Origin of the sequence: Enterobacter sp. ENT02, assembly GCF_019219165.1 — a bacterium.
Taxonomy (GTDB): Bacteria; Pseudomonadota; Gammaproteobacteria; order Enterobacterales; family Enterobacteriaceae; genus Enterobacter; species Enterobacter mori.
In genome coordinates this window covers 175,995-202,654 of record NZ_JAHUWD010000004.1, presented here as the reverse complement: position 1 = coordinate 202,654, position 26,660 = coordinate 175,995, and the positions used below count along the sequence as shown (strand labels likewise).

Genomic DNA, 26,660 nt, shown 5'->3' with positions numbered 1-26,660 from the left:
GTGGTAGAAGCAATGAAGACGTTTTTCAGAACAATTTTGTTCAGTGGCCTGATGGCGATGTGTGCGAACAGTTACGCGCTGAGTGAAAACGAAGCAGAAGATATGGCCGATCTCACGGCGGTGTTTGTGTTTCTGAAAAACGATTGTGGTTACCAGAATTTACCCAACGGGCAGATTCGTCGCGCACTGGTCTTTTTTGCCCAGCAGAACCAATGGGATCTCAGCAACTACGACAGCTTCGACATGAAGGCGCTCGGTGAAGACAGCTACCGCGATTTGAGCGGTATCGGTATTCCCACTGCTAAAAAATGCAAAGCGCTGGCTCGTGATTCACTCAGCCTGCTCGCCTACGTGAAGTAACCTTCCCGACGCCCCTTGTTGACTCGCTAACCGCTTCACAGCGGTGATGTGTTGCGCCCCTTCTGCTGAATGTCAGGATGTAAACGATGGAGAGGACAGCCCATGACCGAGAAAACGGTATGGCAAGAAACGCTGCACGATCAGTTTGGTCAGTACTTTGCCGTTGATAACGTGCTTTATCACGAGAAGACCGATCATCAGGATCTGATCATCTTCGAGAACGCCGCCTTTGGCCGCGTCATGGCGCTGGACGGCGTGGTGCAAACCACCGAGCGCGATGAGTTTATTTATCATGAGATGATGACCCACGTTCCGCTGCTGGCCCACGGCCACGCAAAGCACGTTCTGATTATTGGCGGCGGCGACGGCGCGATGCTGCGTGAAGTGTCCCGCCATCAGTCCGTCGAAACCATCACGATGGTGGAAATCGATGCGGGTGTGGTTTCGTTCTGCCGTCAGTACCTGCCCAACCATAATGCCGGCAGCTACGACGATCCGCGCTTTAATCTGGTTATCGACGACGGAGTCAATTTTGTTAACCAGACCACGCAAACGTTTGATGTGATTATCTCTGATTGCACCGATCCGATCGGTCCGGGCGCGTCGCTGTTTACCTCCTCGTTCTACGAAGGCTGCAAGCGCTGCCTGAATCCCGGCGGGATCTTCGTCGCGCAAAACGGCGTCTGCTTCCTGCAGCAGGATGAAGCCCTCGACAGCCACCGCAAGCTGAGCACCTACTTTAGCGACGTCAGCTTCTACCAGGCCGCGATCCCGACCTATTACGGCGGTATCATGACCTTTGCGTGGGCGACCGACAACGAGGTGCTGCGTCATCTCTCTACCGAAATCATTCAGGCGCGCTTCCACCAGGCGGGTCTTAAATGTCGCTATTACAACCCGGCCGTCCATACCGCGGCGTTTGCCTTGCCACAATATCTGCAAGACGCACTGTCCTCAAAGGGGGTGAGCTAATTGAAAAAGCTGAAACTGCATGGCTTTAACAACCTGACCAAAAGCCTGAGTTTTTGTATTTACGATATCTGCTACGTCAAAACTGCAGAAGAACGCGATGGATACATCGCCTATATCGATGAACTCTACAACGCTAACCGCCTGACGGAGATCCTGTCAGAAACCTGCTCAATCATTGGCGCCAACATCCTGAACATCGCGCGTCAGGACTATGAACCCCAGGGCGCGAGCGTCACCATTCTGGTGAGCGAAGAGCCGGTAGACCCGAAGCTTATCGACAAAACCGAGCATCCGGGCCCGCTGCCGGAAGTGGTCGTCGCGCATCTCGATAAGAGCCACATCTGCGTACATACCTACCCGGAAAGCCACCCTGAAGGCGGGCTATGCACCTTCCGCGCGGACATAGAAGTGTCGACCTGCGGCGTGATCTCGCCGCTAAACGCACTGAACTATTTAATCCACCAGCTGGAATCAGACATCGTCACGATTGATTATCGCGTGCGTGGTTTTACCCGTGATATCAACGGTATGAAGCACTTTATCGACCATGAGATCAACTCTATTCAGAACTTTATGTCTGAAGACATGAAATCGCTGTACGACATGATGGACGTGAACGTGTATCAGGAGAACATCTTCCATACCAAGATGTTACTTAAGGAGTTTGACCTTAAGCACTACATGTTCCATACCAAACCGGAAGATTTGAGCGAAGAAGAGCGTAAGGCGATTACTGACCTGCTCTGGAAAGAGATGCGCGAGATCTACTACGGCCGCAATATTCCGGCCGTGTAAGAGCAAGCCGGAGCAGGGATGCTCCGGTCTGTTATTTATGTTTCATAAAGTCGCGGTACGCATTTACCACCTGAAGGAAATCCTCTACGCCGCACATCGACAGGCTCTCTTCGTCGTAGTAGCTCATCCCCTCTTCCATCTCGTCACCTGAAAACTCGAGCTGGTTGGCGCGCACCATCACCTCTTCGCCATCCATCCACAGGGTGTATTCATGCCCGGCGCGCTGCCAGGAGCGCTCACTGCCTTTTACCGTCTTCGCCGCCTCTTCCACTTCATCAAGAAGTGCGAGATTCTCCTTCACCTCTTCGTTAAACCAGTGTCCAACGGCTTCGTGGCCCATCGACATACGCACTTTCACCACTCCGGTGATGTCGCGCAGAAATTCGTAATCCATAGTGTTTTCCTCTGCAAAGCCATTAGGGTAATTATCGCAGCAGCGAGGAAGAAAAAAAGCGTGAGAGGTGGGAGGAATGAAAATAAAAAGGTGAGAGCAAGACCCTGCGGCCTGATGCCCTCACCCCGTCCCTCTCCCACGGGAGAGGGTGCAAACACTAAAAACTGTCTCGTGGAGACGGTTTTGCTGTTTATACTGCCGTCTGGAAGATAACCCCGTCAGCCTTCTCGGTGTACTGAGAGAGCTGGTCGAAGTTCAGATAGCGATAGGTATCCACCGCTGTCTTATCCACCTGAGCCACAAAGGTCTGGTACTCTTCCGGCGTTGGCAGTTTGCCAATCAGCGCCGCAACCGCCGCCAGCTCCGCAGAGGCCAGGAAGACGTTCGCACCGGTACCTAAACGGTTCGGGAAGTTACGGGTAGAGGTGGAAACCACCGTCGCACCGTCAGCCACGCGCGCCTGGTTACCCATACAGAGGGAACAGCCAGGGATTTCAATTCGCGCACCGCTCTTACCAAACACGCTGTAGTAGCCCTCTTCGGTCAGCTGCGCCGCGTCCATACGGGTTGGTGGTGCCACCCACAGACGGGTCGGCAGCTGGCCTTTATGAGTATCCAGCAGCTTACCGGCAGCGCGGAAGTGACCGATGTTGGTCATGCAGGAACCGATGAACACTTCGTCGATTTTCTCGCCCTGAACTTCAGAGAGCGGACGCGCATCGTCCGGATCGTTCGGTGCACAGAGGATCGGCTCTTTAATATCCGCCAGATCGATGTCGATCACCGCCGCGTACTCTGCGTCAGCATCGGCTTCCAGCAGCTGCGGATCCGCCAGCCATTTTTCCATGCCCTGAATACGACGCTCCAGGGTACGACGGTCGCCGTAGCCTTCGGCAATCATCCACTTCAGCAGCACGATGTTGGAAGTCAGGTACTCTTCGATTGGCGCCTGGTTCAGCTTGATGGTACAACCTGCAGCAGAACGCTCGGCGGAGGCATCGGTCAGCTCGAACGCCTGTTCCACTTTCAGATCCGGCAGACCTTCAATTTCCAGAATGCGGCCAGAGAAGATGTTTTTCTTCCCTTTCTTCTCAACGGTCAGCAGGCCCTGTTTAATCGCATACAGCGGGATCGCGTGAACCAGGTCGCGCAGGGTGATACCCGGCTGCATTTTACCTTTGAAGCGCACCAGCACCGATTCCGGCATATCCAGCGGCATCACGCCGGTCGCCGCAGCAAACGCCACCAGACCAGAGCCCGCCGGGAAGGAGATACCGATTGGGAAACGGGTGTGAGAGTCACCGCCAGTACCCACGGTATCCGGCAGCAGCATGCGGTTCAGCCAGGAGTGGATGACGCCGTCGCCCGGACGCAGAGAGACGCCGCCGCGGTTCATGATGAAGTCTGGCAGCGTATGGTGCGTGGTTACGTCGACCGGCTTCGGATACGCCGCGGTGTGGCAGAAGGACTGCATCACCAGGTCGGACGAGAAGCCCAGGCACGCCAGGTCTTTCAGTTCGTCACGGGTCATTGGACCGGTGGTGTCCTGAGAGCCCACGGAGGTCATCTTAGGCTCGCAGTACGCGCCCGGACGAACACCCGCTACGCCGCACGCACGGCCCACCATTTTCTGCGCCAGAGAGTAACCACGGCTGCTCTCCGCCACATCTTTCGCCTGACGGAACACGTCACTGTGCGGCAGACCCAGCGCTTCACGCGCTTTGGTGGTCAGGCCACGACCGATAATCAGCGGGATACGGCCACCTGCACGCACTTCGTCGATCAGCACGTCGGTTTTCAGCTCGAAGCTTGCCAGCAGTTCGTTGGTTTCGTGGTTACGCACTTCGCCCTTGAACGGGTAAACGTCAATCACGTCGCCCATGTTCAGGTTGGACACATCCACTTCAATCGGCAGCGCGCCCGCATCTTCCATGGTGTTGAAGAAGATCGGCGCAATTTTGCCACCGAGGCACAGGCCACCGCCGCGCTTGTTAGGCACGTGAGGGATATCGTCGCCCATAAACCACAGCACGGAGTTGGTTGCGGATTTACGGGAAGAGCCGGTACCCACAACGTCACCCACGTAAGCCAGCGGGAAACCTTTCTCCTGCAGGGCTTCGATCTGTTTGATCGGGCCGACGCTGCCCGGCTGATCCGGCTCAATGCCTTCACGGGCGTTTTTCAGCATCGCCAGGGCGTGCAGAGGGATATCCGGGCGAGACCACGCGTCCGGTGCCGGAGAGAGGTCATCGGTGTTGGTTTCACCGGTCACTTTAAAGACGGTAACGGTGATTTTATCAGCCAGTGCTGGACGGTTCAGGAACCATTCGGCATCCGCCCAGGACTGCATCACCTGCTTCGCATAGACGTTGCCCGCTTTGGCTTTTTCTTCTACATCGTAGAAGTTATCGAACATCAGCAGCGTGGAAGAGAGCGCTTTAGCGGCAATCGGTGCCAGCTTGTCGTTATCCAGCGCGTCAATCAGCGGATGAATGTTGTAACCACCCTGCATGGTGCCGAGCAGTTCAATGGCTTTTTCAGGAGTAACCAGTGGGGAGGTGGCTTCGCCTTTGGCGATAGCAGCAAGGAATCCGGCTTTTACGTAGGCAGCTTCATCTACGCCAGGCGGTACGCGGTTGATCAACAGATCTAACAGGAATTCTTCTTCGCCCTTAGGCGGGTTCTTCAGCAGCTCGACGAGCGCGGCCATTTGGGTTGCATCTAAAGGTTTGGGTACAATTCCCTCGGCGGCACGTTCTGCTACGTGCTTACGGTATTCTTCTAGCACGACGGTTCTCCTCGCTCTCATTGTCATATGCGGCGGGCGTTCTCTTCACGCTCCTGTGAGACAGCAGTTTGTAGGGTAAATGCCCGATACCGCGTCGGGCAGCATAGCAGGATTTCTGCACAGTGTTAATCCGTTTACAAAAAAGCAACATTAAAAAATTTGCTGAATCGTTAAGCATGGTGTAGCGGGGAGACGAGGCGAATTTTGGGTACAAAAAAACCGCCAGGTAGCGGTTTATTTGTTGCCTTGCGGTGGTAGCACACCGTGTTGGCAGATTTGCGGCAACCCCAACGAAATGAATTTTGCATCACGCCTCGTGGGCTTGCAAGCCATTATGTCAATTTTGCGTAGCGCCTTCCTGTTTCGAATGAAAATTCGTTTCACTTCATTTTTCGCCTTCAGAATGACGACTGAGTCGATTACTCTTCTTCTCGGCCTGCTTCGCTGGTGTAGCAACCAGTCACCGGGCCCGGAAGCAGTTCCGTAACCTACGCGGCAATCCCAACTTGCCTGGTTCTGCCTTTCCCGGTGGAGTATGAACCCGCGTAGCCTGTACAGGAACGCACGCAATGGAGATGCGAATCACTGCACTGATCGTTGTGACCGGTTTACTGCTAACCGCGCTGCACGGTGGCTGGAACATATCCAACATCACGGTGCTGTTTGTCGTCAACCTCGGCAATTAGCTGCTGGCCGCTCGCAAGAGCGGCCTTCTGAATTCCCGGCGCCTTTTCCCGCATCGCATATAATTGTGTAATAAATGCACACACTCTTTATCCGGACGCTTCGGTGGTTTCCCAAGAAAAGTCAAAACTGTCATACACGGGTGAATAATACTCGCGGCAACAAGAACGCCTCACGGCACAGCGCTTGTCTCGTTGGATTCATTTTATGAAGTTGCCCTTTAAGCCACACCTGCTTGTCCTTCTCTGCAGTGCCGGGCTGTTTGCCGCCTCAGGCGTTATGTTTGTCAAAAGTCGGGCAACGGAGTCGGTCGTCCCTGCTCCTGTCACGCAACAACCGGCAGCACCTGCCGCAGCCCAGCCCGCCCCTGTCGTCGCACCCACGTACACGGCCGCGCAAATCGATCAGTGGGTTGCCCCAGTTGCGCTCTACCCGGATGCCCTGCTGTCGCAAATTTTAATGGCCTCGACCTACCCGTCAAACGTTATCCAGGCGGCACAGTGGTCAAAAGATAATCCCAAAATGCAGGGCGATGCCGCCATTCAGGCCGTTGCTGGTCAGCCGTGGGATCCGAGCGTAAAGTCGCTGGTGGCGTTTCCTCAGTTGATGTCGCTGATGGGTGAAAATCCGCCCTGGGTCCAAAATCTGGGCGATGCCTTTCTCGCCCAACCGAAAGACGTAATGGATTCCGTTCAACGCCTGCGCATGCTGGCGCAACAAACCGGTGCATTGCAATCAACGCCACAGCAAACGGTCACGACCGTGACGAAACCTGCCCCTGCAAAAACCACCACCAGCGAGTCAACAAACACCACCACAAGCCCGACGGTGATCAAAATTGAATCCGCCGATCCGCAGGTGGTTTACGTTCCGACCTATAACCCCAATACGGTTTACGGTACCTGGCCAAACGCGGCCTACCCGCCCACCTATTTACCGCCCTCACCCGGGGAGCAATTTACCGACAGTCTAGTCAAGGGTCTCGGCTTCAGTCTGGGGGTGGCGACAACCTATGCCATCTTCAGCAATATCGACTGGGATGACGACGATGACTGGGACCACCACCATCACGATGATGACTGGGATAATCATGGCGGCTATAACCGCAACGGCGATAACAACATCAATATTAACGTTGAGAACTTTAATAAAATCAGCGGACAGCGGCTGACGGACGCCAACCGCACCTGGCAGCACAACCCGGCCTATCGTGAAGGCGTGCCGTACCCGACCAACCAGCTCAATACCCGTTTCCACTCCACGAAAGCGGCGACAGGGCTCAGTTCGACGCAGCAAAAACCGGTCAATCGGGACAGCCAGCGTCAGGCCGCATTGAGCCAAATGGAAAAATCGACAGGAAAAACCTTCCCTCAGGCAACGCGCCCGACAACCCGAGATGCACAGCGTCAGGCTTCCAGCCAACAGCTGAAGCAGATTTCACAGCGCAATAACTACCGCGGCTACGACAGCAAACCGCAAATCGCGAAGCGAACTGAGAACAACCGTGCGGCCACACACACACAACGACAGGAAAAACGGGTTTCGCAACCCTCACAGCAGCGCACAGCCCAGCAGAGAAATGTTCAGCAGCGAACCAGCCAGCATCGTGCTAATGCGCTGAGCGGCAATGACAGCCGGTCCGGCAACTGGCAAGCCCAGCAGCGTCGGGGCGAGCAGAGCAGGCAAGTCGCTGCCCGCCATCAGCAGCCCCGTCAGGCCTCAGCCGGACGCGCAGAACACCGTGAATTCCGTCACCGTTAAGGGAGCCGACATGAAAAGTAAACTACTCTGTGGAATGGCGTTATTCATGCTTTCGGCCACCGCGATGGCACAGCAATCGTTCAGCACGCCAGGCCAGGCAACCGACGCGCTGGTGAGCGCCATCAGTAAGCATGATGAACGTGCAATGAGCGACCTGCTTGGGGAGAACTGGCGCGACTTCCTGCCGCCTGAAGGGGTCGACCCGGATGCCGTTGATCGTTTCCTGAGAGACTGGAAAGTTCGCCATGATACCGCCATCGAGGGCGATGTGGCGCATCTGGTTGTTGGAGAGAGCGACTGGCAGTTGCCGATCCCGGTGATGAAAACCGCTACCGGCTGGCAATTTGACATTAAAGCAGGCGCCGAAGTGATCCTCACGCGCGAGATTGGGCGTAACGAACTCGGTGCCATCGAGGCGCTGCATGCCTATGTCGATGCTCAGCAGAGCTATTTTGCGTTGAACCAGAAGTATGCGCAGAAAATTGTCAGTTCTGAGGGGAAAAAGGACGGTCTGTACTGGCCCGTCTCGCCAGGCGAAGCGCCAAGCCCGTTGGGTCCGGCGTTCAGTCCGAAAGAGCCAGGAGCAGGCTATCACGGCTATCGTTTTCGCATTTTGCCGGATAATAACGGTTTCGCAATGATCGCCTGGCCAGTCACTTACGGTCAGACGGGGGTGATGAGCTTCACCATCAATCAGGACGACAAGGTGTACCAGAGCGATCTCGGCAGTGATTCCGCGAAGAAAGCAAATGCCCTGACCGCATACCCTCTGGATAAGACCTGGCAACCCGTCGCCCCGTAATGCAGGCAGGCCGGGCAAGGCGACGTCGCCACCCGGCTGTTTTCCTACAGAATATTCGCGACCGATTTCGCCAGCTGCGCTTCCAGAACCGGCTTCGCCTCTTCGAACTTCAGGTTCACCTTGTTGGCGTTAGACACCACGCGGGTCTGATACTTCGCACGATCGCCCTGCTCGGTGCTGGTCTGCAGTTTCACGCCAGAGGTACCCTGACGCAGAGCAGCGATATTATCGGTTGTGACTTTTGCTTTGCTGCGCTCAGAGATCTGCAGGTCAGTCACCATGGTGTAGTTTACATCTTCCACCATGGCGTCTGCCGCCATGCCGATCAGACCCGCCGCCAGACCCACGCCCAGCGCTGCGCCGGAAGAGTTGCTGTTATAAGCGGTGATCCCGGCACCCAGTGCAGCGCCCACAGCCGCACCTTCATACCCGGTTTTCAGGTAGCCCTGAGCTTCACGCAGGTCCATTTTGTCGGCTTTCAGGACGTTTGCCTGCACCCAGTAATATGCGCCGTCAGGGGAACTGGTCACTTTATAGCCCTTGGCAATCAGGTCGTTCGCCAGCAGGGTCTGCAGGTTGCTCATGTCTTTATCGGAGGTGTTTTTAACCTGAATGTAGACCGTTTTCTCGTTGGATGGCTCAAGCCAGACGGTTTCACTCATCTGGGTTTTAACTTCCAGGTTGCGTTTCTTCACCGCCGTCGTTACCGCACCGCACCCTGTCAGCGTCAGCGCTGCCGCCACTAAGCCAATTACCGCAACTTTCTTCAAAGACATGTATTTTCCTTTTTTCGTGTAATAAAAGAGTCCAGAACCCCTAAACCGCGTGGCCAGTAGCCACACAATGGTGAAAAAAGTATCGGCAGATGAAGGGGAATTTTTAGCGGAAATATCAACAGGATGACTACTAAATCCGGTAGTACCAGGCAAAAAAAAACGCCTCCGGAGAGGCGTTTATCAAGCGCAGAGAAACTTATTTCTTCTTCGCTTTCGCGTTTGGCAGGTCGGTGATGCTACCTTCGAACACTTCTGCCGCCAGGCCCACAGACTCGTGCAGAGTCGGGTGAGCGTGGATGGTCAGCGCGATGTCTTCCGCGTCGCAACCCATTTCGATAGCCAGACCGATTTCACCCAGCAGCTCGCCGCCGTTGGTACCGACAATTGCACCACCGATCACGCGGTGAGTCTCTTTGTCGAAGATCAGTTTGGTCACGCCATCCGCACAGTCGGAAGCGATAGCACGGCCAGAAGCAGCCCACGGGAAGGTGGCGGTTTCGTAGCTGATGCCTTTCTCTTTCGCTTCTTTCTCGGTCAGACCCACCCAGGCAACTTCTGGCTCGGTGTACGCGATAGATGGGATCACTTTTGGATCGAAGTAGTGTTTCATGCCAGCGATAACTTCAGCGGCAACGTGACCTTCGTGAACACCTTTGTGCGCCAGCATTGGCTGACCGACGATGTCGCCGATAGCAAAGATGTGCGGCACGTTGGTGCGCAGCTGCTTATCAACGCGGATAAAGCCACGGTCGTCCACTTCCACGCCAGCTGCGCCAGCATTGAGGTTTTTACCGTTCGGCACGCGGCCGATCGCCACCAGCACGGCGTCGTAACGCTGCGCTTCTGCAGGGGCTTTTTTGCCTTCCATGGAAACGTAAATACCGTCTTCTTTCGCTTCAACGGCAGTCACTTTGGTTTCCAGCATCAGGTTGAATTTCTTGCTGATACGTTTGGTGAAGACTTTAACGATGTCTTTGTCGGCTGCCGGGATAACCTGGTCGAACATTTCAACCACGTCGATCTCTGAACCCAGCGCATGGTACACAGTACCCATTTCCAGACCGATGATACCGCCGCCCATAACCAGCAGACGCTTAGGAACGGTTTTCAGCTCCAGGGCATCGGTGGAATCCCACACGCGTGGATCTTCATGCGGAATAAATGGCAGTTCGATTGGGCGAGAGCCTGCCGCGATGATCGCGTTGTCGAAGTTGATCACGGTTTTGCCGTTTTCGCCTTCCACTTCCAGGGTGTTCGCACCGGTGAATTTACCCAGACCGTTTACCACTTTCACTTTACGGCCTTTGGCCATACCCGCCAGACCGCCGGTCAGCTGAGTGATAACTTTCTCTTTCCAGGTACGAATTTTGTCGATATCGGTTTTCGGCTCGCCGAAGACGATACCGTGTTCAGCCAGCGCTTTGGCTTCTTCGATAACTTTCGCTACGTGCAGCAGCGCTTTAGAAGGGATACAGCCGACGTTCAGACAAACACCGCCGAGGGTGCTGTAACGTTCTACGATGACGGTTTCCAGACCTAAATCCGCGGCGCGGAATGCTGCGGAGTAACCTGCCGGGCCTGCCCCAAGTACTACGACCTGAGTTTTGATTTCTGTGCTCATCATGACCTCTTAATTTATACCCGTCGTCCACCGGGTCGTTCTATCCGCCCGCAGTTTACAAAATTGTTAACAATTTTGAAACAACAAACGGCTCACGAATTGTCGCTTTCGCCAATAACCTCACAAACACCATGAGATTATCAGAAAAAAGCCGGCCGACTGGCCGGCTTTTCGATTACATCACCAGGCGGCGAATGTCGCTCAGGGTGTTGTTGATGATGGTGATGAAGCGCGCACCATCAGCACCGTCGATCACGCGGTGGTCGAAGGACAGAGAGATTGGCATCATCAGACGCGGCACGAACTCTTTGCCATTCCACACTGGCTCCATCGCGGACTTGGACACACCGAGGATAGCCACTTCCGGCGCATTCACAATCGGCGCGAAGTGGGTGGTACCCAGGCCGCCGATGCTGGAGATAGTGAAGCAGCCGCCCTGCATTTCGCCGGCAGTCAGCTTACCATCACGCGCTTTCTTGGAGATCACGGTCAGTTCACGGGACAGCTCGGTAATGCTCTTCTTGTTCACGTCTTTGAAGACCGGAACAACCAGACCATTTGGCGTATCAACCGCAACACCGATGTTGATGTATTTCTTCAGCGTCAGCTTCTGACCGTCTTCGGACAGGGAGCTGTTGAAGCGTGGCATCTGCTCAAGGGCAGCGGCAACGGCTTTCATGATGAAGACCACTGGGGTGAATTTCACGTCCAGCTTGCGCTTCTCAGCTTCGGCGTTCTGCTGTTTACGGAACGCTTCCAGATCGGTGATATCGGTCTTATCGAAGTGCGTAACGTGCGGGATCATCACCCAGTTACGGCTCAGGTTAGCACCAGAGATTTTCTGGATGCGGCCCAGCTCAACTTCTTCGATTTCGCCGAACTTGCTGAAGTCCACTTTTGGCCATGGCAGCATGCCCGGAATACCGCCACCGGCGGCTGCAGCAGGTGCAGCTTCGGCGCGTTTCACCGCGTCTTTCACGTAGGTCTGAACGTCTTCGCGCAGGATACGACCCTTACGGCCGGTCCCTTTCACTTTCGCCAGGTTCACACCGAATTCGCGCGCCAGGCGACGAATCAGCGGGGTAGCGTGGACGTAAGCGTCGTTTTCAGCGAACTCAGATTTGCCTTCCGCTTTTGCAGCAGGAGCCGCAGCAGGTTTAGACGCCTGAGCCGGTGCAGCAGAAGGTGCCGGAGCAGCCGCGGCAGCCGGAGCTGCGGCAGGCGCAGCGCCTTCCACTTCGAAGACCATGATCAGAGAGCCGGTAGACACTTTGTCGCCGGTGCTGATTTTGATCTCTTTAACGGTACCCGCGAACGGCGCTGGGACTTCCATAGAAGCCTTGTCGCCTTCAACGGTGATCAGTGACTGTTCAGCGGCAACTTTGTCGCCCACTTTCACCATCACTTCGGTTACTTCAACTTCGTCACCGCCGATGTCCGGTACATTAACGTCTTTCGCGCCGCCAGCAGCTGCTGGTGCAGCGGCCGGAGCCGGAGCAGCGGCCTGTGCTGGCGCGGCAGCAGGTGCAGCACCCGCCACTTCGAAGACCATGATCAGGGAGCCGGTAGACACTTTGTCGCCGGTGTTGATCTTGATCTCTTTAACAGTACCGGCGAACGGAGCTGGCACTTCCATAGAGGCTTTGTCGCCTTCTACGGTGATCAGTGACTGCTCAGCTGCAACGGTGTCGCCCACCTTCACCAGGATTTCAGTGACTTCAACTTCGTCACCGCCGATGTCAGGCACGTTCACTTCTTTCGCGCTCGCGGCAGCGGCTGGAGCAGCGGCGGCCGGAGCGGCTTCTTTCTTCTCTTCCTGCGCAGGTGCAGCAGCTGCTGCACCGTCGGCGGAATCGAAAATCATGATCAGTTTGCCGGTCTCGGTTTTATCGCCAACAGAGACTTTGATCTCTTTAACGATGCCAGCCTGAGGAGACGGGACTTCCATAGAGGCTTTGTCGCCTTCTACGGTGATCAGCGACTGTTCAGCTTCAACTTTGTCGCCTACTTTGACCAGGATCTCGGTGATTTCAACTTCATCAGCCCCGATGTCCGGTACATTGATTTCGATAGCCATTATTCTTTTACCTCTTACGCCAGACGCGGGTTAACTTTTTCTGCATCGATGTTGAATTTGGTGATTGCGTCAGCAACCACTTTCTTATCGATTTCGCCACGTTTAGCCAGTTCGCCCAGTGCTGCTACAACCACGTAAGAAGCATCAACTTCGAAGTGGTGACGCAGGTTTTCGCGGCTGTCAGAACGACCGAAGCCGTCAGTACCCAGAACGCGATAATCATCAGCTGGAACGTAAGTACGAACCTGCTCTGCGAACAGTTTCATATAGTCAGTAGACGCCACCGCTGGTGCATCGTTCATCACCTGAGCGATGTACGGAACGCGTGGGGTTTCCATTGGGTGCAGCATGTTCCAGCGCTCACAATCCTGGCCATCACGCGCCAGCTCAGTGAAGGAGGTCACAGAGTACACGTCGGAACCCACACCGTAGTCTTTCGCCAGGATCTGTGCTGCTTCACGTACGTGACGCAGGATAGAACCGGAGCCCAGCAGCTGAACTTTACCTTTGCTACCTTCGAGGGTTTCGAGTTTGTAGATACCTTTACGGATACCTTCCTCGGCACCTGCTGGCATTGCCGGCATGTGGTAGTTTTCGTTCAGGGTGGTGATGTAGTAGTAAATGTTCTCTTGCGCTTCACCGTACATGCGGGTCAGACCGTCATGCATGATGACTGCCACTTCGTACGCGTAAGACGGGTCGTAAGAGATACAGTTAGGGATAGTCAGGGACTGAATATGGCTGTGGCCATCTTCGTGCTGCAGACCTTCACCGTTCAGAGTCGTACGACCGGACGTACCGCCTACCAGGAAGCCGCGAGCCTGCTGGTCGCCTGCCTGCCAGCACAGGTCACCGATACGCTGGAACCCGAACATGGAGTAGTAAATGTAGAACGGGATCATCGGCAGGTTGTTGGTGCTGTAAGAGGTCGCAGCAGCCAGCCAGGATGCGCCTGCGCCCAGCTCGTTGATACCTTCCTGCAGGATCTGACCTTTCTCGTCTTCTTTGTAGTATGCAACCTGCTCACGGTCCTGCGGGGTGTACTGCTGGCCGTTCGGGCTGTAGATACCGATCTGACGGAACAGACCTTCCATACCGAAAGTACGCGCTTCGTCGGCGATGATTGGAACCAGACGATCTTTGATCGACTTGTTCTTCAGCATCACGTTCAGGGCACGAACGAAAGCGATAGTGGTAGAGATCTCTTTGTTCTGCTCTTCCAGCAGCTGAGAGAAGTCTTCCAGCGCTGGCAGTTCCAGCTTCTCGGTGAAGTTAGGCTGACGAGCTGGCAGGTAGCCTTTCAGCGCCTGACGACGTTCGTGCAGGTACTTGTGCTCTTCAGACCCTTCCGGGAAGGTGATGTAAGACAGGTTTTCTACCTGCTCATCGGTCACTGGAACGTTGAAACGGTCGCGGATATAACGCACGCCGTCCATGTTCATTTTCTTAACCTGGTGAGCGATGTTTTTACCTTCTGCGGTATCACCCATGCCGTAACCTTTGATGGTGTGGGCCAGGATTACAGTCGCTTTACCTTTGGTTTCCTGCGCTTTTTTCAGTGCAGCGTAGACTTTCTTCGGATCGTGACCACCGCGGTTCAGGGCCCAGATCTGCTCATCAGTCCAGTCTGCAACCAGTGCTGCGGTTTCAGGGTATTTGCCGAAGAAGTGCTCACGAACGTAGGCACCGTCTTTGGATTTGAAGGTCTGGTAGTCACCGTCAACGGTTTCGTTCATCAGCTGGATCAGTTTACCGCTGGTGTCTTTACGCAGCAGCTCATCCCAACGACCGCCCCACATGACTTTGATCACGTTCCAGCCAGCACCTGCGAAGATACCTTCCAGTTCGTTGATGATCTTGCCGTTACCGGTTACCGGACCATCCAGACGCTGCAGGTTACAGTTGATGATGAAGCACAGGTTGTCCAGCTTCTCACGGGTCGCGATGGTGATCGCACCTTTAGATTCTGGCTCATCCATTTCGCCGTCGCCCAGGAAGGCGTAAACGGTTTGCTCAGAGGTGTCTTTCAGACCACGGTGTTCCAGATACTTCAGGAATTTAGCCTGGTAGATCGCACCGATTGGGCCCAGACCCATAGATACGGTCGGGAACTGCCAGAATTCAGGCATCAGTTTAGGGTGCGGGTAAGAAGACAGACCTTTACCGTGAACTTCCTGACGGAAATTGTTCATCTGCTCTTCAGTCAGACGACCTTCCAGGAATGCACGTGCATAGATGCCCGGAGAGATGTGGCCCTGGAAGTACACCAGATCGCCGCCGTCTTTCTCGTTCGCTGCACGGAAGAAGTGGTTGAAGCACACTTCGTAAACGGTCGCGGAAGACTGGAAGGACGCCATGTGGCCCCCCAGTTCCAGGTCTTTCTTGGATGCGCGCAGAACGGTCATGATGGCGTTCCAGCGGATTGCAGAACGGATACGACGTTCCAGATCCAGATTGCCCGGGTATTCCGGTTCGTCTTCGACGGCAATCGTGTTTACGTAGTTGCTAGCCCCTGCACCTGAAGCAACCTTCACACCGCCTTTGCGGGCTTCAGAAAGCAGCTGATCAATCAGATACTGAGCGCGCTCAACACCTTCTTCACGGATGACCGATTCGATCGCCTGTAGCCAGTCGCGAGTTTCGATCGGATCCACGTCATTTTGGAGACGTTCTGACATGGGGGTATTCCTTATCTATCTAATACGTTGATTTGTCTGGAACCTGTCCCATTGTGCTCTTGGGCAAGAACACAATAAGACAGGTTCTGCGTTTAGTTGCCGCGCTCTAAAAGTACCTGGCGCTTAATCCTTTCGTTGCTGTATGCGGCGTAATGAACGTTCGCGACGCGATTGTTCACGGCTGCGGTCCAACAAGATTTCCTCAATGAAAGCCAGATGGCGGTGCGACGCTTCACGCGCCTGCTCCGGTTCCCCGGCCATTATCGCCTCGAATACTCGGGTGCGATGGTTGCTTACCAGTGGGAGCATCTCCCGACGGGCATACAACAATTCAAAATTCTGACGAACGTTCTGGGCCAGCATCGGCTCCATGCAGCGTAGCAGATGGAGGAGCACCACGTTGTGGGCCGCTTCGGTGACGGCGATTTGATACTGGACAACGGCGCTGGACTCGGCGTCTAAATCGCCGGACTGCTGTGCCCGTTCAATGGCCTGATGCAGTTCGCGGATACGCACGCGATCTTCATCAGTGCTGCGAAGGGCGGCGTAATAGGCCGCAATACCTTCAAGCGCGTGACGGGTCTCAAGCAGATCAAACTGGGATTCTGGGTGGTCAGAGAGAAGTTCTACCAGCGGATCGCTGAAGCTCTGCCACAGGCTGTTTTGCACAAAGGTTCCGCCGCCCTGGCGACGAAGCAGCAAGCCCTTTGCTTCGAGACGTTGAATCGCCTCACGCAGAGAGGGACGTGAAACGTCGAACTGTTTTGCCAGCTCGCGTTCTGGCGGAAGTTTCTCACCCGGGCGCAGAGTCCCTTCGAGGATTAAAAACTCCAGCTGCTGCTCAATCACATCAGATAGTTTTGGTTGGCGAATTTTGCTGTAGGCCATATTCCCTGTCTTACGCCTTTTTGCCCGGAGTCAATTGGTCTTACCAATTTCAAGTTCGTATCGCTAAAGTAACAAAGTATTCACCTTCTGTCCATATTGGTTTTGATTGAAATCAGTAAACCCTGCACATTTTAACAACCTTACAGAAATAACGTTTCAGAAATGTAACTTTGCACAAATGAGTTGATTACTCCCAAAGAGGCAGTTTTAACCTTAATGAAACGAGGGTTTTTGCAATCTGAAGCGATTCAACAAGGCAAATAACGAAAATTCGCCCACTTCTGGCGCATTTCTATTCTATAGGTTGGGTTAGGACGAATAAGCGGGCCGATTTACAAATGCTTTCTTTTTATTCAAGTCGTCATCAGCCCTTCATAAAGCAGGTGCATTCACAGGCGCTTACCACTATTCTTGCGCTTACGGAAGTCATCTCCGCTTTTTTCGGTCTCGTTAACCGTAAAGAAATAAATACAGAATATGGATTTTCATAATTACACACGCACAGCGTGAACATAACAACCACACACGAGGTTTCAAATGGAAGCTCAACAGCACGGCGATCAGCTAAAGCGCGGGCTCAAGAACCGCCACATACAGCTCATTGCACTGGGTGGTGCTATCGGTACTGGCCTGTTTCTCGGCAGCGCGTCCGTTATCCAGTCAGCCGGTCCGGGCATTATTTTGGGGTACGCAATCGCAGGCTTTATTGCCTTTCTGATTATGCGTCAGTTGGGTGAGATGGTCGTTGAAGAGCCGGTTGCAGGCTCGTTCAGCCACTTTGCCTACAAATACTGGGGCAGCTTTGCCGGTTTCGCCTCTGGCTGGAACTACTGGGTGCTGTACGTCCTGGTTGCCATGGCTGAGCTTACCGCCGTCGGGAAGTACATTCAGTTCTGGTATCCGGAGATCCCAACGTGGGCTTCCGCTGCGGCTTTCTTCGTCATTATTAACGCCATTAACCTGACCAACGTAAAAGTGTTCGGTGAAATGGAGTTTTGGTTTGCGATTATTAAGGTGATTGCCGTAGTGGCGATGATCATCTTCGGCGGCTGGCTGCTGTTCAGCGGCAACGGCGGCCCGCAGGCGACAGTGCGCAACCTCTGGGAACAGGGCGGCTTCCTGCCTCACGGCATGACCGGCCTGGTAATGATGATGGCTATCATTATGTTCTCCTTTGGCGGCCTTGAGCTGGTGGGCATCACCGCCGCGGAAGCCGACAACCCGGAGCAGAGCATTCCAAAAGCCACCAACCAGGTTATCTACCGCATCCTGATCTTCTATGTGGGCTCGCTGGCCGTGCTGCTTTCCCTGCTGCCGTGGACCCGCGTGACCGCTGACACCAGCCCGTTTGTGCTGATCTTCCACGAGCTGGGCGATACCTTTGTGGCAAACGCTCTCAACGTGGTGGTTCTGACCGCGGCGCTGTCTGTTTATAACAGCTGCGTCTACTGCAACAGCCGCATGCTGTTCGGTCTGGCTCAGCAGGGCAACGCCCCGAAAGCGCTGCTCAACGTTGATAAGCGCGGCGTACCGGTGAACACCATTATTGTGTCAGCAGTTGTCACGGCGCTGTGCGTGCTGATCAACTACCTGGCGCCGGAGTCAGCCTTCGGCCTGCTGATGGCGCTGGTGGTCTCTGCTCTGGTGATTAACTGGGCGATGATCAGCCTGGCGCACATCAAGTTCCGCCGCGCCAAGCAGCAGCAAGGCGTCACCACGCGCTTCCCTGCCCTGCTTTACCCGCTGGGTAACTGGGTGTGCCTGGTGTTTATGGCGGCCGTGCTGGTGATCATGCTGATCACCCCGGGGATGGCGATTTCCGTTTACCTGATCCCGGTCTGGATTGCGATCCTCGGCGTGGGTTACCTGGTGAAACAGAAGAACCAGAAAGCCGTGAAAGCACACTAAGCCTCTCTGCGCTGTACCCGTTTTTTGCGGGTACAGCGTGTTGTTACCTTCCTCACAAATTCAGCCCTTCAGCCGTTTCATCCATATCACCGCCTTTATCCTGCAACGCATATATTCATGAGCCAGCGAATAATTCTCTCCATACCGTAAACCGGAGAGCTGTCGATGGATAACAACAAACTGTCAGTAAAAGAAAAGATCGGCTATGGGATGGGCGACGCGGGATGCAACATCATCTTCGGCGCCATCATGCTGTTTGTTAACTATTTTTATACGGATATTTTTGGCCTGGCGCCTGCGCTGGTCGGCGTACTGCTGCTGTCCGTCCGCGTGATAGATGCCGTAACGGACCCGATCATGGGGGCGATTGCCGACCGTACCCGCAGTAAATATGGCCGATTTCGTCCATGGCTGCTGTGGATCGCCTTCCCCTACGCGCTGTTCAGCATCCTGATGTTCACCACGCCAGACTGGAGCTATAACAGCAAAGTTATCTATGCGTTTGTCACCTATTTCCTGCTGTCGCTGACCTACACGGCGATCAATATTCCTTACTGCTCGCTGGGCGGCGTGATCACCAACGACCCGAAAGAGCGCGTCGCCTGCCAGTCATATCGCTTCGTGCTGGTCGGCATCGCCACGCTGCTGCTGTCGCTAACGCTGCTGCCGATGGCCGACTGGTTCGGGGGAGATGACAAAGCCAAAGGTTACCAGATGGCGATGACCGTGCTGGCGCTGGTTGGAACCTGTATGTTCCTGTTCTGCTTCGCTACCGTGCGCGAGCGCGTGCGCCCGGCGGTGCAAACCAACGATGAGCTGAAAAACGATCTGAAAGACGTGTGGAAGAACGACCAGTGGGTACGCATTCTGCTCCTGACCCTGTGCAACGTCTGCCCGGGCTTTATCCGCATGGCGGCCACCATGTATTACGTCACCTGGGTGATGGGCCAGAGCACCCACTTCGCCACGCTGTTTATTAGCCTGGGCGTCGTGGGCATGATGCTCGGCAGCGTGCTGGCTAAAGTGCTGACCGACCGCTGGTGTAAGCTGAAGGTCTTCTTCTGGACCAACATCGTGCTGGCGATTTTCTCCTGCGCTTTCTACTTCTTCGACCCGAAAGCCACCGTCACCATCGTGGCGCTCTACTTCCTGCTAAACATCCTGCACCAGATCCCGTCACCGCTGCACTGGTCGCTGATGGCCGACGTGGACGACTACGGCGAGTGGAAGACCGGGAAACGCATTACCGGGATCAGCTTCTCCGGCAACATCTTTTTCCTGAAGCTGGGGCTGGCGATTGCCGGAGCGATGGTGGGCTTCCTGCTCTCCTGGTACGGTTATGACGCGGGCGCAAAAGCGCAGAGCGCGGACGCCATTAACGGGATCGTGCTGCTCTTTACCGTCATTCCCGGCATTGGATACTTAATTACCGCGGGCGTAGTACGCCTGCTGAAGGTAGACCGTGAAACGATGAAACGCATTCAGGAAGACCTGGAAAAACGTCGCACCAATTACCGTGAACTGAGCGACTATCAGGAACTGAAAGCCGCAGAGACAAAATAAGGAGAGCCAAATGCATCAGTGGCCAAACCCGCTTATCGAACAACGTGCCGACCCGTACATTTTACGCCATGAGGGGCAGTACTATTTTATCGCCTCCGTGCCGCAGTACGACAGGCTGGCGATCCGCCGCGCAGCGTCGCTGGAAGGCTTACGTAAAGCTGAAGAAGTTGTGGTCTGGCGCAAACCCGAGACCGGCCCGATGAGCCAGCTGATCTGGGCGCCGGAACTGCACCACATTGACGGCAAGTGGTACATCTACTTTGCCGCGACGCACACCCAGGCGCTCGACGAACTTGGGATGTTCCAGCACCGGATGTTTGCGCTGGAGTGTGCCGACGGCGATCCGCTCACCGGTACGTGGACGGAAAAAGGTCAGATAAAAACGCAGTTCGACACCTTCGCGCTGGATGCCACCACCTTTGTTCATCAGGGAAAACGCTGGTATCTGTGGGCGCAAAAAGCGCCGGACATCTCCGGGAACTCCAATCTTTATCTGTGCGAAATGGAAAACCCCTGGACGCTGAAAGGTGAGCCGGTGATGCTCAGCAAGCCGGAGTATGACTGGGAGTGTCGCGGTTTTTGGGTCAACGAAGGTCCGGCGGTGCTGGTTCACGACGATAAGCTGTTTATCAGCTATTCCGCCAGCGCCACCGACGAGAACTACTGCATGGGGCTACTGTGGATAGACCTGAATGCCGATCCGCAAAACCCGGCAAACTGGCAAAAATCCTCGCACCCGGTGTTCGTCACCAGTTACGAAAACCGCCAGTACGGTCCGGGACACAACAGCTTTACGCAAACGCCGGAAGGGGAGGATGTGCTGGTGTATCACGCGCGTAATTACACCGAAATTGAGGGCGACCCGCTGTACGATCCGAACCGCCACACCCGCCTGAAGCTTGTCCGCTGGGACGAAAACGGGATGCCTAATTTCGGCATCCCGCCCGCGGATACGCTTTAGTCTTTGCGGCGCGCTGGCTTACACCAGCGTGCCGTAGATAGTCAGCAACGCCACGACCACAACCACCACGAACGACGTTTTCTTCGCCATGGAGACAGCGGCTTTCGGCGTTTCAATCTTGTCGGTGTGCGGCTCACGCGCCAGCGAGAACTGCGCCAGACGCGTTAACACCTGGTACTGCGACGTATGGCGGTCGGCAAGCGAGGCGAACCATGCAGGCAGCGCTTTTTCACCGTGACCAATTAACGCGTACACCACGCCCACCAGACGAACCGGGAGCCAGTCTAGCACGTGCAGGATGGCATCAATGCCTGACAGCAAGCGTTCATGCGGCGTCAGGTAACGGGCCAGCCAGGTCTGCCAGGCGCGCAGGAATGCATACCCCATCAGCAGTACCGGCCCCCACGGACCGCCCACCACGAACCAGAACAGCGGTGCCAGATAGTAGCGGAAGTTAATCCACAACAGCGCATTTTGCAGCTCGCGCAGAAACTCGCGCTCGTCGCAGTCCGGCGGCACGCCGTGGATCATCGTCAGCTCGCTCGCCATGGCTCCGCGCGCATGGGCATCGTCACGGGAGGCGGCTTTAAGATAAGCGTGATAGTGCATACGCACTTTGCCCGCACCAATGCACAGCACCCCAAGCAGGATCCACACCACCAGCAGCGGCACGTTGAAAAACAGCCCGTACAGCGAGCGCAGGAGCAGGAAGGTAATAAGCATGACGCCCGCCATCATCAACAGCGTACGCAGCATGGAAAAATGTTTGATCCGGCGGAAAATCACCTCCAGCCGGTGATCCAGATGCCAGTGCTCGCCAAGTTTAAACAGGCGTTCGGCAATCATTACCAGCAGCATGGTAAATAACGTCATGGTATCTCCTTATTCTGACGACGCGGCGAGCATGGTGCGAAACCGGGACCAGTCGAAAGCCGGACCGGGATCGGTTTTTCTCACCGGGGCGATATCACTGTGTCCGGTAATATTTTCAGCGATTGCCGGATAGAGCCCGATAAGCGTTCGGGTCACGGCCGCTAACTGTTGATACTGTGAATCGGTGTAGGGCGTGGTATCCGTGCCTTCCAGTTCGATCCCAATGGAGAAATCATTGCACCGTTCGCGCCCGTGATACATCGACACCCCGGCATGCCAGGCGCGCTTATCAAAAGGAACATATTGAACCACTTCTCCGTCGCGACGGATCAGACAATGTGCCGATACGCGCAGATGAGCAATTTCAGCAAAAAAGGGATGAGCATCGGGATCAATCGTTCCAGTGAATAACGCATCGATCCACGGACCGCCAAACTCACCCGGCGGGAGACTAATATTATGAACCACCAGCAGTGTGGGCTTTTCATCCTCCGGGCGGCAATCGTGGTGCGGCGAGGGCACGTGCCGCGCATCCACCAGCCATCCGTCTTCTAACAACATGCTGGAACTCCTTCTGTATGGTGCAATGACTCGGTTCAGAGTAGCATGTTTCAACATTATGATTCGTTACCAATTTGGAGTTTTATCATGCCGCCTCGCCGCTACAACCCCGACCACCGACGTGAAGCCCTTCTGGAACGTATTAACATGGATATCCCGGCAAGCGTTGCCCATGCGTTGAAAGAAGACCTTGGCGGTGACATCAGCGCCGACAACGATATTACCGCACAGTTGTTGCCAAAAGAGACACGCTCCCACGCGGTCATCATCACGCGTGAAGACGGCGTTTTTTGCGGCAAGCGTTGGGTTGAAGAGGTCTTTACCCAGCTGGCAGGCGATGATGTGCAGGTAACCTGGCACGTGGAGGACGGCGACACCGTCACGGCGAACCAGCCGCTATTTGAGCTCGATGGCCCGTCCCGCGTGCTGCTCACCGGCGAGCGCACCGCGCTGAACTTCGTCCAGACCTTGTCCGGGGTAGCAAGCGAAGTACGTCGCTACGTTGACCTGCTGGCCGGTACCCGCACGCAGCTGCTGGATACCCGCAAAACCCTGCCGGGCCTGCGTACCGCGCTGAAATACGCGGTGCTGTGCGGCGGCGGCGCAAACCATCGTCTGGGGTTGTCAGATGCCTTTCTGATTAAAGAGAACCACATTATTGCCTCTGGCTCCGTGCGCCAGGCGGTGGAAAAAGCCTTCTGGCTCCACCCGGACGTGCCGGTTGAAGTGGAAGTGGAAAATCTGGAAGAGCTTGAGCAGGCGATTAAGGCCGGGGCTGACATCATCATGCTGGATAACTTTGAAACCGAGCAGATGCGTGAGGCGGTAAAACTGACGAACGGACAGGCACAGCTTGAGGTATCCGGCAACGTGACGTTCGATACCCTCCGTGAATTCGCGGAAACCGGCGTTGATTTTATCTCCGTAGGTGCCCTCACCAAGCATGTGCGGGCTCTCGATCTCTCCATGCGCTTTAAGTAATCCCGTTCTCCCCCTTCACGCGAAGGGGGAATCACAGACTTCATCGCAAAACTTTTGCCCTTCCCTGAAACGCTACGTTAAATCCCTGAAAGCCCCTTCACGTTTCCTTTTTTGCCCCTCGTTTCTGCTCCCTCTCACTGCCAGAGTAGCGGCACTTAACCTAAGGAGCAGAAATGAACAGACAAAAAGGATTCACGCTCATTGAGCTAATGGTGGTGATTGGCATTATTGCCATCCTGAGCGCCATCGGAATACCCGCGTATCAGAACTACCTGCGAAAAGCCGCACTCACCGATATGCTGCAAACGTTTGTCCCTTATCGCACTGCTATCGAGCTTTGCGCGCTGGACCACGGTGGCGTGGAGCGTTGTGATGCGGGGACGAACGGCATCCCCTCTCCGACGACGACACGTTATGTTTCAGCGATGAGCGTGGCTAAAGGCGTCGTGTCGTTAACGGGGCAGGAGAGCCTGAACGGGCTGGAGGTTCTCATGACGCCGCTCTGGAGCGACGGCAATGGTATGACGGGCTGGACGCGTGACTGCAAGATCGACTCTGACAGCGCACTCAAGCAGGCCTGCGAAGACGTTTTCCGCTTCGACACTCACTAACGGGAGCGGATGATGAATACCGAGCAACTCGTCGCACTCTGCCTGCGTCATCACGCCGTGCTACTGACCAACGATACCGACACGATCAGCATTGCCGTAGCGGGAAATCCCGGCAAGGAACTGATGGAAGCATTGCGTTTCGCGACGCAAAAACGGATTGATATCGAATGCTGGAGCGTTGAACGCATGGAAAAGCACCGGCAGATGGCGTCACAATCTCATCTCCCTGTCGTATCAGCACCGCACTCTGCGGTAGATATCCTCAACCACACGCTGCAGCAGGCGATAAGCCAACGCGCATCCGACATTCATATCGAACCGATGGAGCACGCCTGCCAGATCCGTTTACGCATCGACGGCGTGCTTTGCCCGCAGCCGCCGCTTTCCGCGGCGCTGGCGACCATGCTCATCGCGCGCTTAAAGGTGTTGGGCAATCTGGATATTGCGGAGCGCCGTTTGCCTCAGGACGGTCAGTTTACGGTTGAGGTAGCCAACGAGCCGGTCTCCTTCCGTATCTCTACGCTCCCTTGTAGCGGTGGTGAGAAAATTGTGCTGCGCCTGCTGCATCAGGTTCAACAGGCGCTGGAACTCGCCAAGCTGGGAATGAATGCCGAACAGCTGGCCTGCTTTAACGAGGCCCTTCATCGCCCGCAAGGTTTGATCCTGGTGACGGGCCCCACGGGCAGCGGAAAAACCGTATCGCTTTACAGCGCGTTGCAGGCGCGTAACACTCAGGACGTCAACATCTGCAGCGTGGAAGATCCGATTGAGATACCGCTTGCCGGGTTGAACCAGACGCAGATTAATCCCCGAGCAGGATTAACCTTCCAGAGTGTGCTGCGGGCGCTGCTTCGTCAGGATCCCGACATCATCATGGTGGGCGAAATCCGTGACGGCGACACCGCAGAGATCGCCATCAAGGCCGCGCAAACAGGGCATCTGGTGCTGTCTACGCTCCATACCAATTCAACAGCGGAGACGCTTATTCGTCTTCAACAAATGGGGGTCGCCCGGTGGATGATCTCCTCAGCGCTTTCGCTGGTGATTGCCCAGCGGCTGGTTCGCCGCCTGTGTCCCCACTGTCGCCATGAAGCCAGCGGTCGTGAAAAATTACCTCGCGCCCTTTGGCCCAGGCCGCTTCCGCGCTGGCAACCTACAGGCTGCGATCGCTGTTATCACGGTTTTTATGGCCGCGTGGCGATTTTTGAAGTGCTGTCCATCGACAGCACGCTTCGGCAGGCGATTGCCAGCGGAGCAACCATAGAAGTGATAGAGGGCAGCGCCCGTCAGGCGGGAATGACATCGCTGTTTGAGCATGGCTGTATGGCTGTAGAAGAAGGGCTCACCACGATCGAAGAGGTAGTCCGCGTCATGGGAATGCCCGATGGCTGTTAATCAACTCTGGCGATGGCGGGCGCTTACTGCGGAGGGTGAAATCCGCACGGGCACGCTTTGGGCTATCAGTCGAGAAGCCGCTTGCAGCAGCTTAGAACAACGGCATCTTCATCCGCTGGCGCTCAATCGGTCATTGCAGCGTCCTCGATGGCAGCGTCATCACTGCTACGATATCTTTCGCCAGCTCGCGACGCTGCTGCAGGCTGGCCTGACGTTGTCTCATAGCCTGCAAATGCTGGCGGAACAGCATCCGTTAAAGCATTGGCAGGCTCTGCTTCACAGCCTTGCTGACGATCTCTGTGGAGGCTGTTCCTTTTCTGCGTCAATGAATAAATGGCCGGAGGTGTTTAGCCCGCTTTATATCTCTATGGTAAAGACAGGCGAGCTGACGGGGAAGCTGGAGGAGTGCTGTCGCCAGCTCGCACAGCAACAAAAAGCTCAGGAGCAGCTCGGTGCAAAAGTCAAAAAGGCGCTGCGCTATCCCACGATCATTCTGACCCTTGCAGCGCTGGTGGTGCTGGCGATGGTGACGCTGGTGCTGCCCGAGTTCGCCGCGATCTATAAAACGTTTAATACTCCCCTGCCCTGGCTCACGCAGGCTGTCATGGGGTTAGCCGCCGCTATTCAGGGGCACATTGTCACGCTTTTTGCCCTGCTTCTTATTTTGGTTGTTGCCGCCTGTAAGCTACGACGGCATCCGCGCTGGCAGCGCACGCTGCTGCATCTTCCCGTAATGGGCGTACTGGCGCGTGGGCAAAAATTGGGGCAGGTATTTACCGTACTGTCATTAACCCAGCAAGCCGGGATCGCCTTTTTGCAGGGGCTGGAAAGTGTGGAAGAGACGGTTGAAAGCGGGTACTGGCAAACCAAAATGCGGGAAGTACGCGAACATATCGAGCAAGGAATGCCCGTGTGGTCAGCCTTTCAGCAGGCATCTGTCTTTACACCACTGTGCATACAGCTGATTCGAACCGGTGAAATCGCGGGTGCGCTTGATGTGATGCTGGCGAATCTTGCCCGCTACCATACGGAACAGACATTTCAACAAGCAGACAATCTGGCTGCGCTTCTGGAGCCACTGTTGTTGATTGTGACAGGGTTGATTATCGGCACGCTGGTGGTCGCAATGTATCTGCCGATATTCCATCTGGGGGATGCCATGAGTGCGGGATAGTACAGAATAGTGCTGGCGCACGGACATGCGCCAGCCA

The 26,660-nt window shown here is 55.3% G+C and carries 21 protein-coding genes; 12 read left to right on the top strand and 9 right to left on the bottom strand.

Annotated elements, in window-relative coordinates:
- Positions 1-12: 12 nt before the first annotated feature.
- From KW829_RS15510 to speD, 3 genes are all read left to right on the top strand, one after another.
- A complete protein-coding gene (locus tag KW829_RS15510) occupies positions 13-360 on the top strand; it encodes a YacC family pilotin-like protein (protein WP_010426912.1) in 348 nt (115 codons plus the stop codon).
- Positions 361-462: 102 nt separating this feature from the next.
- Positions 463-1,332: a polyamine aminopropyltransferase gene (gene speE, locus KW829_RS15505; protein ID WP_010426914.1), complete on the top strand. Its 870-nt coding sequence runs from the start codon at positions 463-465 to the stop codon at positions 1,330-1,332.
- Positions 1,333-2,127, top strand: coding sequence for an adenosylmethionine decarboxylase (speD, locus tag KW829_RS15500; protein ID WP_042718234.1), 795 nt, complete (start codon positions 1,333-1,335; stop codon positions 2,125-2,127).
- Between the two features lie 31 nt (positions 2,128-2,158).
- Here speD and yacL read toward each other — a convergent pair whose 3' ends face one another.
- Both yacL and acnB read right to left on the bottom strand, forming a co-directional pair.
- Positions 2,159-2,521, bottom strand: coding sequence for a protein YacL (gene yacL, locus KW829_RS15495; protein ID WP_218308566.1), 363 nt, complete (start codon positions 2,519-2,521; stop codon positions 2,159-2,161).
- Positions 2,522-2,711: 190 nt separating this feature from the next.
- Complete coding sequence (acnB, locus tag KW829_RS15490) at positions 2,712-5,309, bottom strand: bifunctional aconitate hydratase 2/2-methylisocitrate dehydratase (RefSeq protein ID WP_218308565.1); 2,598 nt, start codon at positions 5,307-5,309, stop codon at positions 2,712-2,714.
- Between the two features lie 891 nt (positions 5,310-6,200).
- On the opposite strand from acnB, the gene KW829_RS15485 reads away from it, so the two are divergent.
- Together KW829_RS15485 and KW829_RS15480 are read left to right on the top strand one after the other, a co-directional pair.
- Entirely contained in the window at positions 6,201-7,754 is a 1,554-nt protein-coding gene (locus tag KW829_RS15485; protein ID WP_218308564.1) for a DUF3300 domain-containing protein, read from the top strand.
- A gap of 10 nt (positions 7,755-7,764) precedes the next feature.
- The gene (locus tag KW829_RS15480; protein ID WP_218308563.1) at positions 7,765-8,556 is read left to right on the top strand and encodes a DUF2950 family protein; all 792 of its coding nucleotides are present in this window, start codon (positions 7,765-7,767) and stop codon (positions 8,554-8,556) included.
- Between the two features lie 44 nt (positions 8,557-8,600).
- Here KW829_RS15480 and traT read toward each other — a convergent pair whose 3' ends face one another.
- The 5 genes from traT to pdhR all read right to left on the bottom strand — a co-directional run bounded on the left by traT (position 8,601) and on the right by pdhR (position 16,596).
- Complete coding sequence (traT, locus tag KW829_RS15475) at positions 8,601-9,332, bottom strand: conjugal transfer complement resistance protein TraT (protein ID WP_089599168.1); 732 nt, start codon at positions 9,330-9,332, stop codon at positions 8,601-8,603.
- Positions 9,333-9,528: 196 nt separating this feature from the next.
- On the bottom strand, positions 9,529-10,953 hold the full coding sequence (gene lpdA, locus KW829_RS15470; protein WP_042718239.1) for a dihydrolipoyl dehydrogenase: 1,425 nt from the start codon (positions 10,951-10,953) through the stop codon (positions 9,529-9,531).
- Between the two features lie 175 nt (positions 10,954-11,128).
- Positions 11,129-13,030 carry a pyruvate dehydrogenase complex dihydrolipoyllysine-residue acetyltransferase gene (aceF, locus tag KW829_RS15465; protein WP_089599169.1) on the bottom strand — a complete coding sequence of 634 codons (1,902 nt, stop codon included), beginning with the start codon at positions 13,028-13,030 and terminating at the stop codon, positions 11,129-11,131.
- Between the two features lie 14 nt (positions 13,031-13,044).
- Positions 13,045-15,708, bottom strand: coding sequence for a pyruvate dehydrogenase (acetyl-transferring), homodimeric type (gene aceE, locus KW829_RS15460; RefSeq protein ID WP_089599170.1), 2,664 nt, complete (start codon positions 15,706-15,708; stop codon positions 13,045-13,047).
- A gap of 123 nt (positions 15,709-15,831) precedes the next feature.
- On the bottom strand, positions 15,832-16,596 hold the full coding sequence (gene pdhR / locus KW829_RS15455) for a pyruvate dehydrogenase complex transcriptional repressor PdhR (protein WP_006173806.1): 765 nt from the start codon (positions 16,594-16,596) through the stop codon (positions 15,832-15,834).
- A 537-nt stretch (positions 16,597-17,133) separates the two neighbouring features.
- Here pdhR and aroP point away from each other — a divergent pair.
- From aroP to KW829_RS15440, 3 genes are all read left to right on the top strand, one after another.
- A complete protein-coding gene (aroP, locus tag KW829_RS15450) occupies positions 17,134-18,504 on the top strand; it encodes an aromatic amino acid transporter AroP (protein ID WP_042718224.1) in 1,371 nt (456 codons plus the stop codon).
- 165 nt (positions 18,505-18,669) lie between these two features.
- On the top strand, positions 18,670-20,067 hold the full coding sequence (locus tag KW829_RS15445) for a glycoside-pentoside-hexuronide (GPH):cation symporter (RefSeq protein ID WP_218308562.1): 1,398 nt from the start codon (positions 18,670-18,672) through the stop codon (positions 20,065-20,067).
- Between the two features lie 10 nt (positions 20,068-20,077).
- The gene (locus KW829_RS15440; protein WP_218308561.1) at positions 20,078-21,028 is read left to right on the top strand and encodes a family 43 glycosylhydrolase; all 951 of its coding nucleotides are present in this window, start codon (positions 20,078-20,080) and stop codon (positions 21,026-21,028) included.
- Positions 21,029-21,046: 18 nt separating this feature from the next.
- Here the strand turns inward: KW829_RS15440 and ampE are convergent, their stop codons facing one another.
- Positions 21,047-21,901: a beta-lactamase regulator AmpE gene (gene ampE, locus KW829_RS15435; protein WP_042718216.1), complete on the bottom strand. Its 855-nt coding sequence runs from the start codon at positions 21,899-21,901 to the stop codon at positions 21,047-21,049.
- Positions 21,902-21,910: 9 nt separating this feature from the next.
- Positions 21,911-22,462, bottom strand: a complete 552-nt coding sequence (gene ampD / locus KW829_RS15430) for a 1,6-anhydro-N-acetylmuramyl-L-alanine amidase AmpD (protein WP_010426943.1) — start codon at positions 22,460-22,462, stop codon at positions 21,911-21,913.
- A gap of 87 nt (positions 22,463-22,549) precedes the next feature.
- On the opposite strand from ampD, the gene nadC reads away from it, so the two are divergent.
- From nadC to hofC, 4 genes are all read left to right on the top strand, one after another.
- Complete coding sequence (gene nadC / locus KW829_RS15425) at positions 22,550-23,443, top strand: carboxylating nicotinate-nucleotide diphosphorylase (RefSeq protein WP_218308560.1); 894 nt, start codon at positions 22,550-22,552, stop codon at positions 23,441-23,443.
- Positions 23,444-23,616: 173 nt separating this feature from the next.
- Entirely contained in the window at positions 23,617-24,054 is a 438-nt protein-coding gene (ppdD, locus tag KW829_RS15420; RefSeq protein WP_010426947.1) for a prepilin peptidase-dependent pilin, read from the top strand.
- 12 nt (positions 24,055-24,066) lie between these two features.
- Positions 24,067-25,449, top strand: coding sequence for a type II secretion system protein GspE (gspE, locus tag KW829_RS15415; protein ID WP_218308588.1), 1,383 nt, complete (start codon positions 24,067-24,069; stop codon positions 25,447-25,449).
- Entirely contained in the window at positions 25,439-26,623 is a 1,185-nt protein-coding gene (hofC, locus tag KW829_RS15410; RefSeq protein ID WP_218308559.1) for a protein transport protein HofC, read from the top strand. The genes gspE and hofC overlap by 11 nt, the downstream gene beginning before the upstream one ends.
- The last annotated feature ends 37 nt before the right edge of the window (positions 26,624-26,660 follow it).

Coding starts and splice junctions, on each gene's coding strand:
- KW829_RS15510 (WP_010426912.1), top strand. CDS start 13: ATGAAGACGTTTTTCAGAACAATTTTGTTCAGTGGCCTGATGGCGATG.
- speE (WP_010426914.1), top strand. CDS start 463: ATGACCGAGAAAACGGTATGGCAAGAAACGCTGCACGATCAGTTTGGT.
- yacL (WP_218308566.1), bottom strand. CDS start 2,521: ATGGATTACGAATTTCTGCGCGACATCACCGGAGTGGTGAAAGTGCGT.
- KW829_RS15485 (WP_218308564.1), top strand. CDS start 6,201: ATGAAGTTGCCCTTTAAGCCACACCTGCTTGTCCTTCTCTGCAGTGCC.
- KW829_RS15480 (WP_218308563.1), top strand. CDS start 7,765: ATGAAAAGTAAACTACTCTGTGGAATGGCGTTATTCATGCTTTCGGCC.
- traT (WP_089599168.1), bottom strand. CDS start 9,332: ATGTCTTTGAAGAAAGTTGCGGTAATTGGCTTAGTGGCGGCAGCGCTG.
- lpdA (WP_042718239.1), bottom strand. CDS start 10,953: ATGAGCACAGAAATCAAAACTCAGGTCGTAGTACTTGGGGCAGGCCCG.
- aceF (WP_089599169.1), bottom strand. CDS start 13,030: ATGGCTATCGAAATCAATGTACCGGACATCGGGGCTGATGAAGTTGAA.
- aceE (WP_089599170.1), bottom strand. CDS start 15,708: ATGTCAGAACGTCTCCAAAATGACGTGGATCCGATCGAAACTCGCGAC.
- pdhR (WP_006173806.1), bottom strand. CDS start 16,596: ATGGCCTACAGCAAAATTCGCCAACCAAAACTATCTGATGTGATTGAG.
- aroP (WP_042718224.1), top strand. CDS start 17,134: ATGGAAGCTCAACAGCACGGCGATCAGCTAAAGCGCGGGCTCAAGAAC.
- KW829_RS15445 (WP_218308562.1), top strand. CDS start 18,670: ATGGATAACAACAAACTGTCAGTAAAAGAAAAGATCGGCTATGGGATG.
- KW829_RS15440 (WP_218308561.1), top strand. CDS start 20,078: ATGCATCAGTGGCCAAACCCGCTTATCGAACAACGTGCCGACCCGTAC.
- ampE (WP_042718216.1), bottom strand. CDS start 21,901: ATGACGTTATTTACCATGCTGCTGGTAATGATTGCCGAACGCCTGTTT.
- ampD (WP_010426943.1), bottom strand. CDS start 22,462: ATGTTGTTAGAAGACGGATGGCTGGTGGATGCGCGGCACGTGCCCTCG.
- nadC (WP_218308560.1), top strand. CDS start 22,550: ATGCCGCCTCGCCGCTACAACCCCGACCACCGACGTGAAGCCCTTCTG.
- ppdD (WP_010426947.1), top strand. CDS start 23,617: ATGAACAGACAAAAAGGATTCACGCTCATTGAGCTAATGGTGGTGATT.
- gspE (WP_218308588.1), top strand. CDS start 24,067: ATGAATACCGAGCAACTCGTCGCACTCTGCCTGCGTCATCACGCCGTG.
- hofC (WP_218308559.1), top strand. CDS start 25,439: ATGGCTGTTAATCAACTCTGGCGATGGCGGGCGCTTACTGCGGAGGGT.